Origin of the sequence: Sedimenticola hydrogenitrophicus, assembly GCF_025175675.1 — a bacterium.
In the GTDB taxonomy this organism is placed as follows: Bacteria; Pseudomonadota; Gammaproteobacteria; order Chromatiales; family Chromatiaceae; genus Sedimenticola; species Sedimenticola hydrogenitrophicus.
In genome coordinates this window covers 1-1,257 of the sequence record NZ_JANIOA010000108.1, presented here as the reverse complement: position 1 = coordinate 1,257, position 1,257 = coordinate 1, and the positions used below count along the sequence as shown (strand labels likewise).

Annotated in this window: 1 protein-coding gene; it reads left to right on the top strand. The window is 57.6% G+C overall.

All coding sequences use genetic code 11. The features are described 5' to 3' along the window. Positions 1 to 1,257 (top strand): LysM peptidoglycan-binding domain-containing protein (locus NPX02_RS21155; RefSeq protein WP_260296048.1); only part of this gene is annotated, 1,257 nt, incomplete at both ends.

Here is a 1,257-nt window from a genome sequence, read left to right as displayed (position 1 = left end):
CAATGAAATCGGCAACGCCATCGGCGAAGGGATTGCAACGGCGTCGGGACTGAGCGTAGCGGCGGGTAATGCCACAGCGGCGGCCCAGCGATTGGCCGCCCATGTCAAGCCAACGCATCGACAGGCGGAAGAGGCGTCGATGGCTGCCTTGAGGGGGAGTGGGCTTGTTGGTCCGGATAAGGCCGATTTTGCAGCGTTCGACGACGTGGTGATAAGCTCGGACCCTCTGCCCGAAGGCCGCTTGAGAGGGTTCCACCCGGAGGGTGCCACCATCGACGAGGCGGGCAATGTTTCCTATAAGATCAGCGAAGGTGATAACCTCTCCATGATCGCGCAGGGGATTGGTTCGACCGTTGAGGAGCTGGCCGCCTACAACAACATCGAAAACCCTGACTTGATCTTTGCCGGCCAGACCCTCCGCAAGCCGCCGGCGGGGTATCAGGTGCCGTTGGTGAGTGCCACGCCTTCCTATATCGGGGACGATGGGCTGCGGGTCGGGCCGACCTTGGAGCGGGCCAGGGCGGAAGGGTTGATCTCAGAAAATCCCGTGTCTTCGCTCTTGGATCCCATCGGGACCGATGGGCCGCAGGTCGGGCCGCCCCTGGAACGTGTTAGGGAGCAGGGGTTGCCAGTGGAAACACCAGGCGCAAGTGTATCCGATATGCTAGGTATCGCATCAACGGGTGTTTCGTTCGCGCAGGGTGGGGAAAAGTTCACGCGTGCAGCCGTTGCTCAAGCCAAAGGATTTAGGGTGGAGCAAATACTGGACGCAAACGGAGCGCCGACAGGGAAGGTTAAAATCTTTGGCAGCCAGACTGCGAATGAGGTTCTAGGGCTACCCAAGACGTTCCGATCTGCTAATGCAGATAACGCGAAACTGATTGGCGCGAAAGGATTCGATACGAGTCTGAATCCTCTCAAAAATGCTAGTAAAGTAGGCGGTGTGCTAACGGTAGTGGGTACCGGGCTTGAAGTGGCTGAAGTAACAGCCAAGTACAATAGCGGTCAACTGAACGATTCGCAATATGCCGGGGAGCTCGGCAACATCGGCGTGAAAACGGCTGCTACTACAGCCGCCACGGTAGGTGCTACTGCGCTGGTTGTTGCGTTGGGCGCAGGTACGATTGCGGCGGCGCCCGTAGTTGCCACGGTAGCGGTAGGCATTGGAATTGGTGTTGGTGTAAGTTATGTTTACGATGAGTATCTTGCTCCCGGAGTGACCAAGAGTATATCTGCAGTATATGATTGGCTGTCCAA